Source organism: Mesorhizobium sp. M6A.T.Cr.TU.017.01.1.1, assembly GCF_004023115.1.
Classification (GTDB): domain Bacteria; phylum Pseudomonadota; class Alphaproteobacteria; order Rhizobiales; family Rhizobiaceae; genus Mesorhizobium; species Mesorhizobium mediterraneum.
Genome location: NZ_RZTA01000132.1, coordinates 1 through 15,401, shown reverse-complemented (window position 1 = coordinate 15,401; position 15,401 = coordinate 1). Strand labels below are relative to the sequence as shown.

General features: G+C 63.3%; 13 protein-coding genes and 1 pseudogene. 11 read left to right on the top strand and 3 right to left on the bottom strand.

Annotated features, from left to right (window positions below):
- The 3 genes and pseudogenes from EOB36_RS29105 to EOB36_RS29095 form a co-directional block, all read right to left on the bottom strand.
- Positions 1-531, bottom strand: a pseudogene (locus EOB36_RS29105) (hypothetical protein); the annotation flags it as partial.
- Entirely contained in the window at positions 521-1,414 is an 894-nt protein-coding gene (locus EOB36_RS29100; protein ID WP_128286233.1) for an NAD(P)-dependent methylenetetrahydromethanopterin dehydrogenase, read from the bottom strand. The pseudogene EOB36_RS29105 and the gene EOB36_RS29100, both read right to left, overlap by 11 nt.
- Before the next feature lie 41 nt (positions 1,415-1,455).
- Positions 1,456-2,424, bottom strand: a complete 969-nt coding sequence (locus EOB36_RS29095) for a beta-ribofuranosylaminobenzene 5'-phosphate synthase family protein (protein ID WP_095489037.1) — start codon at positions 2,422-2,424, stop codon at positions 1,456-1,458.
- A 159-nt stretch (positions 2,425-2,583) separates the two neighbouring features.
- Between EOB36_RS29095 and EOB36_RS29090 the strand changes: the two genes are divergently transcribed.
- From EOB36_RS29090 to EOB36_RS29040, 11 genes are all read left to right on the top strand, one after another.
- Positions 2,584-2,964: a 4a-hydroxytetrahydrobiopterin dehydratase gene (locus EOB36_RS29090; protein ID WP_095489038.1), complete on the top strand. Its 381-nt coding sequence runs from the start codon at positions 2,584-2,586 to the stop codon at positions 2,962-2,964.
- Positions 2,965-3,082: 118 nt separating this feature from the next.
- Complete coding sequence (locus tag EOB36_RS29085; protein WP_126105438.1) at positions 3,083-4,189, top strand: tungsten formylmethanofuran dehydrogenase; 1,107 nt, start codon at positions 3,083-3,085, stop codon at positions 4,187-4,189.
- The gene (locus tag EOB36_RS29080) at positions 4,183-5,814 is read left to right on the top strand and encodes a formylmethanofuran dehydrogenase subunit A (protein ID WP_095489040.1); all 1,632 of its coding nucleotides are present in this window, start codon (positions 4,183-4,185) and stop codon (positions 5,812-5,814) included. The genes EOB36_RS29085 and EOB36_RS29080 overlap by 7 nt, the downstream gene beginning before the upstream one ends.
- Positions 5,802-6,710, top strand: a complete 909-nt coding sequence (fhcD, locus tag EOB36_RS29075) for a formylmethanofuran--tetrahydromethanopterin N-formyltransferase (RefSeq protein ID WP_095489041.1) — start codon at positions 5,802-5,804, stop codon at positions 6,708-6,710. The genes EOB36_RS29080 and fhcD overlap by 13 nt, the downstream gene beginning before the upstream one ends.
- Positions 6,707-7,516: a formylmethanofuran dehydrogenase subunit C gene (locus EOB36_RS29070; RefSeq protein ID WP_095489042.1), complete on the top strand. Its 810-nt coding sequence runs from the start codon at positions 6,707-6,709 to the stop codon at positions 7,514-7,516. The genes fhcD and EOB36_RS29070 overlap by 4 nt, the downstream gene beginning before the upstream one ends.
- 379 nt (positions 7,517-7,895) lie before the next feature.
- A complete protein-coding gene (locus EOB36_RS29065; protein ID WP_128286232.1) occupies positions 7,896-9,479 on the top strand; it encodes an ABC transporter substrate-binding protein in 1,584 nt (527 codons plus the stop codon).
- A 139-nt stretch (positions 9,480-9,618) separates the two neighbouring features.
- The gene (locus tag EOB36_RS29060; RefSeq protein WP_095489044.1) at positions 9,619-10,599 is read left to right on the top strand and encodes an ABC transporter permease; all 981 of its coding nucleotides are present in this window, start codon (positions 9,619-9,621) and stop codon (positions 10,597-10,599) included.
- Positions 10,599-11,525 (top strand): ABC transporter permease, encoded by a 927-nt coding sequence (locus EOB36_RS29055; RefSeq protein ID WP_095489045.1) that lies wholly within the window; start codon positions 10,599-10,601, stop codon positions 11,523-11,525. The genes EOB36_RS29060 and EOB36_RS29055 overlap by 1 nt, the downstream gene beginning before the upstream one ends.
- The gene (locus EOB36_RS29050) at positions 11,522-13,345 is read left to right on the top strand and encodes an ABC transporter ATP-binding protein (protein WP_245467929.1); all 1,824 of its coding nucleotides are present in this window, start codon (positions 11,522-11,524) and stop codon (positions 13,343-13,345) included. Before EOB36_RS29055 ends, EOB36_RS29050 begins: the two co-directional genes overlap by 4 nt.
- A 48-nt stretch (positions 13,346-13,393) precedes the next feature.
- The gene (locus EOB36_RS29045) at positions 13,394-14,155 is read left to right on the top strand and encodes a DeoR/GlpR family DNA-binding transcription regulator (RefSeq protein WP_127205263.1); all 762 of its coding nucleotides are present in this window, start codon (positions 13,394-13,396) and stop codon (positions 14,153-14,155) included.
- Positions 14,148-15,401, top strand: a 1,254-nt coding sequence (locus EOB36_RS29040; RefSeq protein ID WP_164897642.1) for a Zn-dependent hydrolase, incomplete at its 3' end; no start/stop codon positions are given. The genes EOB36_RS29045 and EOB36_RS29040, both read left to right, overlap by 8 nt.

Genomic DNA, 15,401 nt, shown 5'->3' with positions numbered 1-15,401 from the left:
CATATCAGACGGGCCGCCAGGGACCTGACACTGTAATATCGGGGTTTCTCCGGCGGCCCGTCTGATATGCGCGCCGCCGGCGCCGCCCGCGGTCTTGACCACCCAGTTCTCCGGATCGGGCGGCCGGCTCCATCGGAATTCCGGATGCGGGATGCCGATTTCGGCGCAATCGGCGGCCAGCAGTTGCGGGTCTTTGATCCTGCGGATCGCGGCGCCACTATTGCCGGCGAGCGGAAAATGGCGCGCGACCTCGTCTACTGTCTCCGTCATCCGCTCGAAGCCCGAGCCCAGGACGATGGCGACCGGCCGGTCGTCTCCAGCCAGTTGCCGAAGCGTCTCGACGATGCGCTCCCCGTTGATGCTGCCCTGCAGGTCGCCCGGCAGCATCGTCGCGCGTTCGGCGAGCGCGACCGTGTCGGTGTCGCAAAAGAAATCGGCGACCAGCGGACGATAGCCGGCGCGGCGCGCAGCGGCAGCCAGCGCCCGGCCTGAAATCGCCGCGATCAGGAGGGATCCGGCGTTACTTGGCAATCTCGCGTGCAAGGGAAAATGCTTCCTGGAAATCGAGCGTGATGGTTTTTTCGGATTCGATCATTCTTTTGAAGAGGCCGAATTCGACCTTGTATTTCACGTTGCCGATGGCAAGCGGACCAATGCCGACAGCTTTTGCCGCTTCGAGCGGATCGCTATTGGCGTTGACGGCCACGCCTTCGATGCCGGCCGGCGGAACCGCATTGACGTCGGCGGCAATGAGCAGGCCGTCGCCTTTCAACTGGGCTTTCGAGACCACCTGAACGCCGGCCTTGGCGCAAGCCAGGATCACCTCGCTCGCCTCGACCAGCTTCGTCTTCCGGGCGTCGCTCGATCCGTCAGCCGCATCGACGTCGATCTTGAATCGGCTTTTGATCTCAGCCGCGATCTGCTCGACCCTTTCGATGCCGTCATGACCGACAAGCGTGACCCGGGCGCCTTCCTTGGCCGCGATGACGGCTGTGCAGAAGCCGACGACGCCGGTGGCGCCGAAAACAGCGATCCTCGTGTCTCTCAACCCACGCTCGAATTTCTTCTCCAGCGCTTTTTCGACCTTGGCCACCATCGCCGCGGCCGTGGTGAACGAGCCGGCCGGATCGGCGAATACCGAAACCTGGAAAGGCGGCACCATCGCCTTTCGCGCTGCGTCGAACATGTCGAGCGCCAGCGAGGCATCCTTGCCGGCGATGAAGATGCCGGTATCGACCCCTGCATCGGGCGGGCGCGAAAAGATCGCGTCCTGCACGAGGCCTGTCACCTCGCCGAGGCTTACGTCGACATAGGGGACGACGGCGTCGAAGCCTGCATCGAGCGCCATGTTCACGTCGAAAGGGCTCATGTGTTTCAACGGCGTCAGCATGTGCAGGATATGTTTGCGGGCCATTTCTCGCCTTTCTTCTTGAACCTGATCGTGTTGCCGAGCCGTCAGCTGCCGACGAGATCAAGTTTGGTCGAACTGATCTTCGCGCCGGAATTCCTGCCCTTGACGATCCTGATCTCGATGCCGTGCTCAACTGTCTGCTGAACCGCGCTGACGAACCTGACTGCGGCGTCTTGCGATGGGGCGAAGGCAAACCCTGTTGGCCCCCATGAGCTCTGCCCGATGCCGACGGCGCCTGCTTCATTGAGAGCATGGGCCACCCTCTCGACCCGCTTGGAGGTGAAAACGCCGCCTTGCGCCGGGGCGAAATGGGTGCCGATCAGCATCTGGATCGCGGCGACGGCGGCGCCGAAGGCTGGAAGGTCGTGCTCGACCAGAGCCGGCATCATGCCCATCAGCACCCGCCGGCAGATCTCGCCGCTGCCGGATGCCGGGAAGGGTGGCAGCGAGCGAAACGCCGCGATCTCGGCATCGCCATGCAGTCCATGCCCGCCATGGTCGAGGATCAGGATGACGCGCCACTCTTCCGGAAACGGCAATCGCGCCACGACCGGCGGCGGCCTGCCGCTGTCGTCCTTGCCGGCGTCGACAATGACACCACCGCTTTCGAAACTGGCGATGCCGATGCCGGATCGGCCGCCCCGATCGAGCAGGGTCGCGTCGCCGCCGATATCGAGAGGCAGTTGGTGGAGCGTGCGCAGCGCCGAGGCGACGGCAAGGGCGATCTGCGTGCCGGAGCCGAGGCCGGCATGGCTCGGGATCGACTGCTCGACCACCAGCCGGTGCTGACCGCGAACGCCGAGATGGCTGCAGAGCGTCGACAAATGTTCGCCGGCGCGACGGCTCTCGGGGCCTTCGACGATGGTCTCGCTGGATCGAGACAGGGTGACGACGGTTTCGGGTTCGCTCAGAGGTAGCCCGACGCTGCCAAAGCGACGTCCGGTATCACCATTGAGATCGAGGAAGCCAAGGTGCAGGCGGGAGGGCACTCGTATGGTGACAGAATTCGACATCTACCCCCCGATGGGTGCATCATAGACGCATCATGGAAGTTTAGGTGCCCGTCGCCATGATAGCTGTTTTCGTAGAAGGGGCAAGCCGGAGAGAGTGCATTCGTTTTATCTTCTTTGGCCCCGGCGCGAAAACGGACCGGGCCATTCGCGGAGGTCGAGATGAGCGAGACAGCTAAGGAAAAGGTCTATTCGGAAGCCGAGATCGCCGACCGGCTCGAGAAGGAGCTGCCGAAGTGGCGCTACGAGAACGGCTGGATCCGGCGCAAATACAAGACCCACAGCTGGAAATCGACACTGATGGTGATCAACACGGTCGGCCATCTCGCCGAGGCGGCGTGGCACCATCCCGACATCACGGCGTCCTATGCCTGGGTCGAGGTGCGCCTGATGAACCATGCAGCGAAGGGCATCACCGACAAAGACTTCGAGCTGGCCAAAAAGATCGAGGATGTTGTCCAGTGGCAGCCGGCCAAGGAAGGCGGCGCGCTGGAAGGCACTCCGCCGACCGATCAGCGCTTCGCTTACATCAAATATGATTAAGCGCGGTCGGAATTTGTTGATGGCGTATGAAAACATTCGCTAATCTGCTGGCAGGCGGGGTTCACGGCCGATCCAGTTTCGTCTAGGATCGGGCCGGCACCAGAAAGTAGCGTAGTGAATGGCGGTTGCTTGGATCGGCAACCGGGAAACGCTGGTCGAGCGCGCGGCTGCACATGCCGCTGCGTTGTTGGGGTCGAGCCGGTGCCCGGTTTTCAGCTTGGATACGGATATACACGGCACCAGAGCGGCGATCGCGCTGGCTGAGCGGGTTGGCGCGGCATACGATCATGCCGATGGCGCGGCAGTTTCCCGGGAGACCGCGCTTTTTACCGACAAAGGCGCGATGACCGTCGCGCCCGGCGAGACGCGCCGGCGCGCCGATGTCGTGGTGATCGTGGGCGAACTCCCGCAAATCCATCATGAATTTGTCGGCGAACTCTCGGCCACGGTTCCCGATCTCTCGGCCCCCGATCTCACAGGCAAGAATCAACGTGAAATCTTTCTGGTCGGGTCGAACGGGGCGTCTGCGCCGCCGTTGAGCAACGGGCGGACGGCGACGCTCCTCTCCTGCGGCGAGGCAAGCCTCGGCGCGACGCTGGCGGCGCTGAGGACGCAGTGCAGGGGGCGTCAGACTTCGCAGCCGGTGTCGAACTTCGACGATTTCGCCAAAGCCCTGGAGGCTGCGCATTTTCCAGTCTTCCTGTTTTCAGGCGACGCAACCGAAGGGCTGGCGCTGGAGATGCTGCAAGGACTGATCGCCGATCTCAACCGCAAATCACGCGCATCCGGCCTTCATCTGCCGGCGCGCGAAAACGGATGGGGAAGCGCGCTCGCCTCGACCTGGATGGCGGGTTTTCCGCTGCGCACGGGCTTTGCGCGCGGCTTCCCGGAATTCGATCCCTGGCGTTACGATGTCGCGCGCATGATCGCTGCCGGCGAAGCCGACCTGCACCTGCGGATCTCCTCCTCAATTGTCCAGCCGCAGAAGAAAAGGAACCGCATGGCGCTGATCGCGTTGGCGAAAACGCAGAAGCCGGTCGCGGGCGCTGCGGTCACCATCGCCATCGGCGAAGCGGGCGTCGATCACGAGGCGGTGGTCTATTCCAGCCGCACCGGTTCGCTAAGGTCGATCGATGCGCGAGCGGCGTCCGAACTGCCCTCCGCTGCGACTGTCATCCGCCTGGTCGCCAGTCATGTCTCCGCCGAGGCCGCGTTGCCATGCTGACGAAAATTGCGGGCGGCGACATCATCGATCCGGTCAACGGTCGTCTCGGCAAGGGCGACCTCTGGATCAGGGACGATAAGATCGTTGCGGCGCCGGCGGGGGGCGCTGCCGACCGGACCATCGACGCTGCCGGCTGCGTCGTGATGGCGGGCGCCATCGACATCCATTCCCACATCGGTGGCGGCAATGTGAACACGGCACGGCTGCTCCTGCCCGAGCAGCATGCCGCGCATCAGGCGCGGCCGGCGACGACGCCGCTCTCCAATGCCGGCTGGTCGACCTTCCAGACCGGCTGCCTCTACGCCAAGATGGGTTTCACCACGGTCGTCGAGCCGGCTATGTCGCCGGGAGCGGCACTTCACACCCATCTCGAATTGGCCGACATCCCGATCATCGACAAGGCGACGCTCGCCATTCTCGGCAACGACGATTTCCTGCTGTCAATGATCCGCGACGACGCTTCGTCTCAAATGATCGAGGACTATGTCGCCTGGACAGTCGCCTCGACACGGGCGCTTGGGGTCAAGGTGATCAACGCCGGCGCGGCGGCCGCCTTCAAGGAAAACGTCCGCACCTTCTCGCTGGACGATGTGGTGCCTTCCTATGGCGTCAGCTCGCGCAAGATCGTCAAGACGCTGCAGGCCGCCGTCGACAGCCTTGGCGTCCCGCACCCTCTGCATGTCCATTGCAACAATCTGGGCAGTCCCGGATCGGCGGACACGGCGGCCGCGACGATCGCGGCAGCGGAGGGGTTGCCGATGCACCTCGCCCACCTCCAGTTCTATGGCTACGGCACGGAAGGCAAGCGCAGGTTTTCCTCGGCCGCGGCGCGTCTCGCCGAACTGGTCAACGCGACGCCGGAAGTCACCATCGATATCGGCCAGGTGATGTTCGGCCAGACGGTCACCGTCTCCTCCGACGTCATGCGGCAGTTTTCGGCGCGTGGCAGCGCGAGCCCGAAGAAATCCGTCATTCATGACGGCGACGGCAATGGCGGCGGCATCGTGCCCTACAGCTATGGCAAGGATTTCTATGGCGCGATGCAGTGGGCGATCGGGCTCGAGCTTTTTCTCCTGATCAACGATCCCTGGCGTGTCTTCTTCACCACCGATCATCCCAATGGCGCGCCCTTTACCGTCTACCCGGCTCTGTTCGAGCTGCTGATGAGCCGGGAAGCGCGCACCGAAATGATTGCCGGACTTCCAAAATCCGCCATGGCGCTCTCCACCCTGGCCGCAATCGACCGCGAATACACGTTCGAGGAAATTGCCATCATGACGCGCGCGGCCCCAGCCAAGCTGCTCGGGCTAACAGACCGGGGCCACCTCGGCGCCGGCGCCATAGCCGATATCGCTGTCTACCGCAGGGACGGGAACATCGCGAAAATGCTGGGGCAGGCGGCATATGTCTTCAAGGATGGCGATCTCGTCGTGCAGGATGGAGAGATCACCCATTACCGGTGGGGCAAGGCGCTCAGGCTCAATCCGTCGCCGGACAAGGCAATGGTGCGGCGTCTGGAGGACTATCACCAGCAGCGCTACGGCCTGTCGCTGGACTGGTTCAATTTCCCAGATTCCGCGATCGCGCGCGAACAGCCATTCGGCGAGGTTGCATGCCGAACGTGAGCGTAAATGGCATAGTGATCGACGATACCTTTGCCGAGGCCTTCGGCATGCGCGCGACCGCCATCATCATCACCGCGCCGAACCGGAAATGGGCTCGCCAGGCGGCGATCACCATGACCGGCTTTGCCACCTCGGTGATCGGCTGCGGCTGCGAAGCGGCAATCGACGTCGAACTGCCGCCATCGGCCACACCGGATGGCCGGCCCGGCTGCCGCGTGATGATCTTTGCGATGGGAACAGACGAACTGCAGAAACAACTGCTCAATCGCGTCGGCCAGTGTGTCTTGACCTCGCCGGGTTCGGCCTGCTTCGCCGGACTGGAGGGCAGCGCCGAGTTGAAGCTCGGTTCGGCGCTGCGTTATTTTGGCGACGGCTGGCAGATCTCCAAGAAAATCGGCGGCCGGCATTTTTGGCGCGTTCCCGTCATGGATGGCGAATTCCTGTGCGAAGCAACGACCGGGCTGACGAAGGATGCCGTCGGCGGCGGCAATTTCTTCGTCATGGCTGAAAGCAGCGCCAAGGCCTTGGTTGCCGCAGAGGCCGCGGTCGCCGCGATAGGCCTGGTGCCCGGCGCGATCGTGCCGTTTCCGGGCGGCATTGCCCGTTCTGGTTCCAAGATCGGCGGTAAATACAAGGGCATGATCGCCTCGGCCAACGAAGCCTACGCGCCGACACTGCGCGGTGTCGTCAGGAGTGAGCTCGGTCCCGACATCAACGCCGTCCTGGAAATCGTCATCGATGGCGAGACCAACGATGCCGTTGCCGCCGCGATGAAGGCCGGCATCAACGCCGTCATCGAGCTCGGGCCGAAGCGAGGCGCGGTTCGCATAAGCGCCGGCAATTACGGCGGCAAGCTCGGCAAATTCATCTATTCGCTGAAGGATATGCTGCCATGAAGGCGCTGACCTTCACCCTTGTCGCCGAGCCGCCCGAGCGCCTTGACCTGTCGCCGCTGACGCCAGAGCGGCTTGCCGGGATCGAAAGGCGCGATATCGAAAGAATCCAGATCGGCATGTCGAAGCATGGATCGAAGGTCGGCGATATTTTTCGCGTCGCCGGCAACGATCCGCTGGACATCGTGTTCGAAGGTGGAAGCGCGCGCCTCGATCGCGTGGCGGAAGGCATGCGGGGCGGTTCGGTTCGTGTCGTCGGCAATGCCGGCGCCCAGGCCGGGCGCGCCATGCGCGGCGGCAAGCTGACGATCGAAGGCAATGCGGGTCCGCATGCCGGCTCCGGAATGCGCGGCGGCAGGCTTGAAATAACAGGCAACGCCGGCGATCACCTCGGTGCGCCGCTCGCCGGGGAGCTGGCCGGCATGAATGGCGGCGTGCTGATCGTCAGGGGCAAAGCGGGCGCTTTTGCCGCCGACCGCATGCGGCGCGGCCTGATCGCGGTGCTGAAGGGTTCAGGCGACAATGCCGGCAGCCGCATGATCGCCGGCACGCTGGTGGTGGCCGGCGGCACCGGCGAAATGCCCGGCTACCTGATGCGCCGCGGTTCGATCCTGCTCGATCGCGCGCCGAAAAGTCTGTCGCCGAGCTTCGTCGAATGCGGCGCGCCGGAGAGCGTTTTTGCCGCCATCGTCGATCGCCATCTGATCGCCGAGGGTATTTTGAAACGGCCGCTTCTGGGCAATGCGCCGCAAAAATATGGCGGCGACAACGCGGTGCTTGGAATGGGTGAGGTTCTTTTCCCTCGCTGAGGCGTGTTGATTACGCAAATGCCTTCAGCGCCATGCTCCAGCCGACATCCGCAAATTGCGGCTGCATGTTCCGGTTGAATAGCTGATTTTCTTCCCGCGAGATATTTTCGCGCAGCGTTTGGCTTTGCGACGTTTTGGAAGAAACCACACCACTCCACAACCTAATCCAATGCCGCCTTATTGGGCAATGAGGCTATCTCGGCGTTTCTCCAGCAGAACGTTTTCGCGTCAATATGCCCAAAATATCAACATTGTAAGGCAATTGCGCTTTTTTGGCGCAGTATCAGCAGCGCACAGCAGAATCCGTGTTGCCAAGTGGAGAGTTTTGGCTAACGTAAGAAAAACCACAAAACCACATAATGAAAAAGGGGAACGACATATGACCGAGTCAAGCAGGCGTGATTTCATGAAGGGCATGGCGGCGTTCGGAGCGGGCGCCGGTCTTATGGTGATCAACCCGGAATTCCTGGTCTCTGGCGCGGCTGCGCAGGCGGGCAAGCAACTGGTCTTCCTGTCGGCCGAGAACATCACCGGCAACTGGGATCCGACGGCGCACACGACGCTGTCGCAGAAGAACATCGAGGGTTTCGTCATGGGGTTCCTGACGCGCACGCCTATGCGCGTCGAAAGTCCCGACGAGGTCATCTACGAGCTCGCCACAAAGATCACCTTGCTTGAGCCGACCAAGCTTGAGATCAAGCTGCGTGAAGGGGTGAAGTTCCACGACGGAAAGCCGTTCAAGGCGGAAGACGTCAAGGCGACGTTCGAATACGGCTCGCAGCCCGACCGGCCGGCGCAATGGTATCCAGGCCCGACCGAGACGCTGACAATCACGACGCCGGACGACTACACGGTGATCGTCGACACATCGAAGGGCGGCTATCCGGCGCACCTGTTCATCTTCCTCGCCTCCTACCTGCCGATGCTGTCGGCAACCGACATCGCCGCTGGGCCGAGCGGGCCGCTTTCGCAGCGCCTTAACGGCACCGGGCCTTACAAGTTCGTCGAGCAGCGAGGCAACGACACGGTGTTGGAGGCCTACCCGGGCTACTTCCTCGGGGCGCCGACCATCCCCGGCATCAGCTTCAATTTCGTTGGCGATTCGACCACCCGCATGCTGTCGCTGATGAACGGCCAGGCGTCCATCGTGGAGCGGCTCGAACCGGAGCAGGTGGCGACCCTCAAAGGTAACGAGAATGTGGCGATCAGCAGCGTGGTCTCGGTCGAGAACAAGTATCTGTGGTTCCGCTGTTCCAAGCCGCCCTTCGACGACCCGCGCGTGCGAATGGCGGCCTGTCACGCGATCGACCGGTCCATGCTGCTCGAAATCCTCGGCGAAGCCGGCCATGCCTCGGCGAATTATGTCTCACCGGTGAAGTTCGGCTATGTCGACCTGCCCAATTATCCCGAATACAGCCCGGAGAAATGCCAGGCCCTGCTCGCCGAAGCCGGCTTCCCGAAGGGGCAGGGCCTGCCCGAACTCGAATACATCACCTCGGTCGGGTTCTATCCCAAGACCAAGGAGTATGGCGAGGTGATCACTGCCATGCTGCAGGAGCAGGGGTTCCCCGTCACGCTGTCGGTGCTGGAGATCGCGGCGTGGAATGAGCGTCTCTACGACCGTCCCGGCGGCGGTCCGGGCCATATGGTCGACTGCGGCTGGTCGACCGGATCGCCAGAGCCGGACCTCGTGCTGCGCACGCATTTCCATTCCTCGTCCAAGCGCATCACCGGCATCGTCGATCCCGAACTGGACGCCTCACTCGACAAGGAGCGCAGCGCGGCGTCGCTCGAGGAGCGCAAACAGATCCTCCAGACCGAGACGATGCCGATGATTGCCGCGAAAGTGCCGTCGTTCTCCCTGTTCACTTCCGTCATGATCCACGCGATGGACAAGTCTCTCACGGGGCTCTTCATCTATCCGGACGGTTCGATGGATGCGTCGAAGGGGGCGTTCGCCTGATTGGCGTCAGCCGCGGCCCGGGAGAAACAAACCCGGGCCGTGACAGCCGTCGAAGCGCAGCCCTGTCTTGCCTTCTCCCACAAGGGGAGAAGGAGAGCCGGCAACCAGTCCTCGGGCTTCGTCCGCCGCAGGAGATGGAATGTTCATCATTAGCTTTCTTGTCCGCCGCCTGGCCCAGGGTGCGCTGATCATTTTTCTTGTAACGCTGCTGATATTCACCCTGCTTCGCGTCGTTCCGGGCGATCCCGTCCGGTTGATGGCGGGCGGAATGGCGCCCGAGGCGCTGATCGAGCAGATCGCCAAGGAGATGGGGCTTCGCGACCCGGTGCTGGTTCAATTCGGGCGCTATATGAGCGGCGTCGTCAGGGGCGACCTCGGCCAGTCGTTCGTTCGGCCGGCCAGCGGCGCCTCGACCGGCGGGTCTAGTTTCGGGGATGCCACGCGCGGCGAGCGCGCCGACGTGCTCACCCTTATCGGCGAGACCCTGCCGATGACGCTGCAGCTCGCCTTCCTGGCGATCGTGTTCGCGATGCTCTTTTCGTTCCTGGTCGGCATCCCGGCCGGATTGTCTCCTGGACGATGGCCGGACAGGGTCGCTTTTTACGTGTCGTCGATCTTCATATCCCTGCCGGGTTTCTGGCTCGGCATCGTGCTTGCGCTGATCCTGTCCGTGAAGCTCGGCTGGCTGCCGGCGATCGGCTACAAGGGCTTTGCCTACACGATCCTGCCGGCAATCGTGCTGGCTGTCGAACTTTCGCCGGTTCTGATCCGGACGCTGACCGGCTCGATTTCCTCGGCAATGACGATGCCGTTCATTGCAGTCGGCCGCGTGCGCGGGCTCAGCCAGCGTCGGATCATCTTCGCGCACGCGCTGCGCAACGCCTCGGTTCCGCTGCTCAACCTTCTCGGCATCCAGATCAGCGGCCTGCTCGGCGGCGTGCTCGTGATCGAATTCATCTTCGATTATCCCGGATTGGGGCTTCTGACCATCAACGCCGTGCTGCAGCGCGACTTTCCCCTGATTCAGGGCATCGCGATCGTCACCAGCGCCATCTTCGTCCTGATCAACATCGCGGTCGATCTGGTCGCAACGCTGATCGATCCGAGACTGGAATACTGATGAGCGTCGTGCAAACCCAGCTGAGCCTGAAGGTAACCGCGCCGGAAGCGCAGCGCGGCGCTTCGCTGTCCCGGCGGATATGGAAGGCGGCGCTGGCGTCGAACGAATTCCGGGTCGGCCTCGTGATTTTCGCCCTACTGGGTCTCGCGGCGCTGCTCTACCCGGCCTTGAGCGGCATCGACCCCACCAAGATGAACGTCGCCGGCCGTTTGCAGTCGCCACCCTTCCTCGGCGACAAATGGAATTGGGCGGCACCGCTCGGCACCGATCAGATCGGTCGCGACATGCTCGTGCGCAGTCTGGTGGGCTTGCGCTATTCCCTGCTGATCGGCCTGTCCACCGTGGTGGTGATGCTGATCATCGGCTGCTCGCTCGGCACGCTCGCCGGTTACTATGGGGGCAGGATCGACATGGTGATCATGCGGATCACCGACGCGCAGCTCTCCATCCCGATGATCATCCTCGCGATTACCGTTCTGGGGGTATCGCGGCCGACGATTCCGGCGATCATCCTTGTACTCGGCCTTTCGAGCTGGCCGGTCTATGCCCGCGTCACGCGCAGCGTCGTGATGACCGAACGCAAGAGCGAATATGTGCGCGCCGCCCAGGTCAGCGGGGCTTCGGATTTTCGCATCATGGTCTGGCTGCTGTCGCCGCTGGTGCTGCCGCCGATCATCTTCGTGTCGGTGCTCGACGTGGCGCGCATGATGATCTTCGAGTCGATCCTCGGCTTCATCGGCCTCGGCGTGCAGCCTCCGACGCCGACCTTCGGCAACATCATCGCCGACGGCAGGAAATACCTGCTCAATGCATGGTGGATCGCCACTATGCCGGGGGTGTTCCTGTGCCTTACCCTGACCAGCATCAACCTGATGGGCGCTTCGCTCGAGCGGGCCCGCAACCGGATCTACGGAGGCGTGTCGTGAACAGCAGCCCGGTCCTGTCGGTCAAGAATCTCGGCGTGGAAGTGGGCACGGGCGCGGGCGCCCGGCCGGTCGTCTCCGATGTGAGCTTCGATCTCGCCCCGCGCGAAATTGTCGGCATCATCGGAGCCAGCGGTTCGGGCAAGACCGTTCTGGCGCGAGCCCTGGTCAACTGGATCGACCCGCCGCTGCGCATCTCGTCCGGCTCGGTCGAGTACAAGTCGCAGAACATCCTCGACCTGGCCGGCGGACGGATGCGACTGCTGCGCAGAGAGATCGCCTATGTCGGTGCCAATCCCATGGGAGCGCTAGATCCCACTTTGCCGGTCGGCCGCCAGATCGTCGAGAAACTCAGCGCCGTGGTACCCGGCATCGATCCATCGGAGGCCCGCAAGCGGGTCATCGACCTTCTTGGAGCGGTCCGCATTCCCTCGCCACGGTTGCGCTTCGACGAGTATCCCTCGCAATTCAGCGGCGGCATGATGCAGCGCGCGCTGATCGTCGACGCTTTGATCAGCAATCCAGCCTTTCTCGTCGCCGACAACGTCACCCAGCCGCTCGACGTGACAGTCGCGGCGCAGGTCCTGCGTCTGATGCGCGAGTTGACGGAGCGTTTCGACACCGCGGTGGTGTTCGTTTCGTCGTCGCTGCCGACGGTCAAGGAGGCGGCCGATCAGGTCCTGGTGCTGTCCGAAGGCAGGATCGTCGAGCGCAACACCCCGCAGCGGCTCATCGACGCGCCGCAGCATCCCTATACGCTGCAGTTGATCAGCCAAATTCCGAAAATCTGGACGAGCGAGGCGGTCGCCGTTCCGCGTACGACGAGCGCGGCCATGCCAACGATCAGCATACGCGACGCAACCCGCACCTACCGTGTTCGCAAACGGGGAACGTTCGCGGCCCACAGCGAGGTTCGCGCCGTGCGCAATGTCACCTTCGACGTCATGCCGGGCGAGAATTTCGGCGTGGTGGGCGAGTCCGGCTGCGGCAAGTCCACCCTGATGCGGCTTCTCAGCCGCCTGGAGTTTCCAGACAGCGGCAGCGTCATCTGCGATGGCGAGGATCTTTCGAAACTGAGGGGAAAGACGCTGCTGAAGTTCCGGCGCGATTTTCAGCTGGTGCTGCAGGATCCGTTCAACTCGCTGCCGCCGCGCACGTCCATCGGCGCGATCCTGGAGGATCCGCTGCGGGTGCACGGCATGCGCAATGCGAAGGAGATACGCGAACGCGTCCTGGCGGTCATGGCCGAGGTCGAGCTTCCCGCGAACCTCTACGATGAATTGCCGCTTGGTCTCAGCGCCGGCCAACGCCAACGCGTCAATGTCGCCCGCGCCATGGTGCTCGAGCCAAAAGTGCTCATCATGGACGAGACGCTGTCGTCGCTTGACCAGACCGAGCAGTTCCGCCTGCTGGCGCTGTTCGAAAAACTGCAGGCCCAGCACGGCCTGACCTACGTCTTCATCTCGCATGACCTTGCAATGGTCCGCCGCGTTTGCAACCGGGTCGCTGTGATGTATCTCGGCGAGGTGGTGGAGATCGCCCACAATGAGCGTCTTTTCTTCGATCCCGGGCATCCTTACACGAAGGCGCTGTTGAGCGCGGTTCCGACACTGGAGGAGCGCCGCTACAAGCCGGAGGAATGCCTGCTCGAGGGAGAGCCGCCGAGCCCGATCGACCTGCCGCCGGGTTGCAGTTTCGCCAGCCGCTGTCCGCATGCCTTCGACCGGTGCCGTGCCGGGAGCCCGACGCTGACGGCGCGAAATCACGGCGAGTTGGCGGCCTGCTTCCTCGTTGAAACAACGGGGACCCGCGCCGCCGCATGATCGACAAGAAAAGACGGGGAGGAACATACCGATGGAAGCGAAATCCGCATGAGCGATCCTGAAGATCGCATGCACTACGCACTTGCCGAACTCGAGAAGCACGGGCGCGTATCGGTGCAGGCACTCGCCGAGCATTTCCATGTCAGCCGGGAAACGGTGCGTCGCGACCTGAAGCAACTGGAACTCGAGGGCCACCTGCGATGCATCTATGGTGGTGGCGTCAAGCCGCGCCCGGACGCCGACGAGCCCATCGCCGACCGGATGCGGCTGAACGCGCGCGAGAAGGCGCGCATCGCCGAACGTGCGGCGACCCTGCTCAGAGACCACATCAAGATATTCGTCGACGCCGGCACGACGACGCTGGCCTTCGCCAAGCATCTGAGGAACTGGCCTGATATCACCGTCTATACCAACTCGCTCGACATCATCGCGCTGCTCGCCGATGCCGGACATCCCAATCTCGTGGCGGTCGGCGGCGACGTCAGGGCGAGCTACCGGGCCTTCATGGGGCCGGATCCGGTCGATCTCGTCACGCGGCATCTGTTCGACATCGCCTTCGTCAGCATTGCAACCGTCGACAGCAGGTTCGGCTTCATGGACCTCGGACAGGACGAGGCGAACATTCGCCGCGCGCTGCGAAAGCACTCCAAACAGTGCGTCATGCTGGCCGACAGCAGCAAGTTCGGGCGGCAGGGCTCCATCTGCACATACGAATTCCGGGACGTCGACATCCTGATCACCGACGCCCCCCTCAAGGCGGACTTCGCCGCGCAAATGGATCAGACGCAGGTAAAGGTGCTCTATGCTTGAAATTCGCAAGGACCCGTCGGCTTTCCCCGGCATCGACGCCGAAGCCCTCCATCGGATGATGGATGAGGTTTCCGCCTTCGGCGGTGGTCCGGACGGCTCGATGATGCGACTGACCCTGTCCCGCGAGGATGGATTGGCACGCGACTGGCTGGCTGCATGGTTTGCGCAGGAAGGCCTGCGCCTTGAGGTCGACGCGATCGGCAACATGTACGGATTTCTGGACTGGGCCGGCAAGGATGCGCCCTGGATCATGTGCGGGTCGCATCTCGACAGTCAGCCGAATGGTGGCCGTTTCGACGGCGCCTATGGAGTGATCGCCGCCTGCAGCGCGATAGAGGCGATGAGGCGCCGGGTGGCCGAAACCGGCATCAAACCGAAATGCAACTTCGTCATCGTCAACTGGACCAACGAGGAAGGAGCGCGGTTCCAGCCCAGCCTGCTTGGCAGCAGCGTCAATTCCGGCGAGATCGACCTCGATTTCGCGCTGGCGCGCCGGGACGGTTCCGGCGTTTCGGTGGCCGAGGCGCTGTCGGAGATCGGCTATGCGGGCGAGGCCGCTCGCTTGGTGCCGGACGCCCTGATCGAGATCCACATCGAGGGCTCGGCCCATCTCGAGAAGGCCGGCCTACGGATCGGGGCATTCACCCGCTTCTGGGGTGCCGTCAAATATCGCCTCGCCTATGTCGGCCGGCAGGCCCACACCGGCCCCACACCGATGGCCGAGCGGCAGGATGCGCTGCTTGCTGCCGCCTATCTGATCGCCGAACTCAGGGACATGGCCGACAAGGCCGGTCCGGATCTGCACACCTCGGCGGCGCGGCTGGAAATCTATCCCAATTCGCCGAATGTGGTGCCGGGAGAAACGGTGATGTTCATCGAACTGCGGTCGGGAAGCGCCGAGCTTCTGGCGTCGGCCGAAGCGGAACTCAAGGAGAAGATCGAGAGCTGCGCCGCGCGCGCCCACACGTCGTTCGAAGTCCGATCCATAGACCGGAGGCGAGCAGGAAAATTCGACGCCGGGCTGATCGATCTGGCCGAACAGACCGCCAAATCGCTCGGGCAGACGGTCCTTCGGCTCGACACGATCGGTGGGCACGACGCCGTCAGCATGTCGGCGGTGACACCGGCGATCGTTATCGGGGTGCCGAGCGTCGGCGGTGTCATCCACCACCCGACGGAGTTTACCACGCCCGAGGATCGGCTCCTGGGGACGGAACTGCTCGCGGGGATGCTGTGGCGGTTCTTC

Bases quoted from the DNA above. Each gene is read 5' to 3' on its own strand.
- EOB36_RS29100 (WP_128286233.1), bottom strand. From the start codon at position 1,414: ATGGCCCGCAAACATATCCTGCACATGCTGACGCCGTTGAAACACATG.
- EOB36_RS29095 (WP_095489037.1), bottom strand. From the start codon at position 2,424: ATGTCGAATTCTGTCACCATACGAGTGCCCTCCCGCCTGCACCTTGGC.
- EOB36_RS29090 (WP_095489038.1), top strand. From the start codon at position 2,584: ATGAGCGAGACAGCTAAGGAAAAGGTCTATTCGGAAGCCGAGATCGCC.
- EOB36_RS29085 (WP_126105438.1), top strand. From the start codon at position 3,083: ATGGCGGTTGCTTGGATCGGCAACCGGGAAACGCTGGTCGAGCGCGCG.
- EOB36_RS29080 (WP_095489040.1), top strand. From the start codon at position 4,183: ATGCTGACGAAAATTGCGGGCGGCGACATCATCGATCCGGTCAACGGT.
- fhcD (WP_095489041.1), top strand. From the start codon at position 5,802: ATGCCGAACGTGAGCGTAAATGGCATAGTGATCGACGATACCTTTGCC.
- EOB36_RS29070 (WP_095489042.1), top strand. From the start codon at position 6,707: ATGAAGGCGCTGACCTTCACCCTTGTCGCCGAGCCGCCCGAGCGCCTT.
- EOB36_RS29065 (WP_128286232.1), top strand. From the start codon at position 7,896: ATGACCGAGTCAAGCAGGCGTGATTTCATGAAGGGCATGGCGGCGTTC.
- EOB36_RS29060 (WP_095489044.1), top strand. From the start codon at position 9,619: ATGTTCATCATTAGCTTTCTTGTCCGCCGCCTGGCCCAGGGTGCGCTG.
- EOB36_RS29055 (WP_095489045.1), top strand. From the start codon at position 10,599: ATGAGCGTCGTGCAAACCCAGCTGAGCCTGAAGGTAACCGCGCCGGAA.
- EOB36_RS29045 (WP_127205263.1), top strand. From the start codon at position 13,394: ATGAGCGATCCTGAAGATCGCATGCACTACGCACTTGCCGAACTCGAG.